The 572-nt window shown below is 52.3% G+C and carries 2 protein-coding genes; both read right to left on the bottom strand.

Features of this window, described 5'->3' with window-relative positions:
* On the bottom strand, positions 1–258 hold a 258-nt coding region (locus QMM04_RS23005), incomplete at its 3' end, for a DUF3289 family protein (RefSeq protein WP_282997213.1).
* 75 nt (positions 259–333) lie between these two features.
* The coding region (locus QMM04_RS23000; protein WP_282997211.1) for a hypothetical protein at positions 334–572 on the bottom strand (239 nt) is incomplete at its 5' end.

The raw sequence follows: 572 nt of genomic DNA, 5'->3' as shown, positions 1-572 counted from the left end.
TTGCGCACATTGTTCAACGCTGAGTTTGCCACCACGGTGTATGCCATTGTATGCCCCTGCGAACCTCGATTGCGGAGTATCAAAGGCAGTCAATCGGGTCAGGGTGTAAGGATCCACCACGTTTGATATGTTGACCAGTCCAAACTCTCTTTTCAGCCTCTCTTCCGGGATATCCCCATAACGCATGTCGTCAGAAGAGAAATCATTAAAACGCCGCTGGGTGGTGAAAACCGTTGCTGGAAATACAGCATTACTCATAGAAAGTGCTCCCTTGCTGGTGTTTGTCCCTGTTGAAACACACATGAATGCGCAGATTTGCCCATGCTGCGGGTTTTACCGCTTCACTGCCTGGTGCCAGAACAAAAAATGGTCATTAAATTCCGTAAGCGGCACACAGTTTTTGCGGAGCATCCCCGGGGAGCACATGCCTGCGACTGAGGACAGGGTGAATGCAGCGCTGGTCAGCCAGCAAGCCATGGCAGGATGGCGGTGTGGAGAAGGGGGAGGGACGCAGAAGACAAAAAGCCCGCTCAGGTTTCCCTGAGCGGGCTTCTTTAAATCTGGCTCCTCTG

It is taken from the genome of Pantoea sp. Pa-EAmG, assembly GCF_030024295.1.
Classification (GTDB): domain Bacteria; phylum Pseudomonadota; class Gammaproteobacteria; order Enterobacterales; family Enterobacteriaceae; genus Pantoea; species Pantoea dispersa.
The sequence above is the reverse complement of the archived record's forward strand: the minus strand, read 5'-3'. Positions and strand labels throughout refer to the sequence as shown.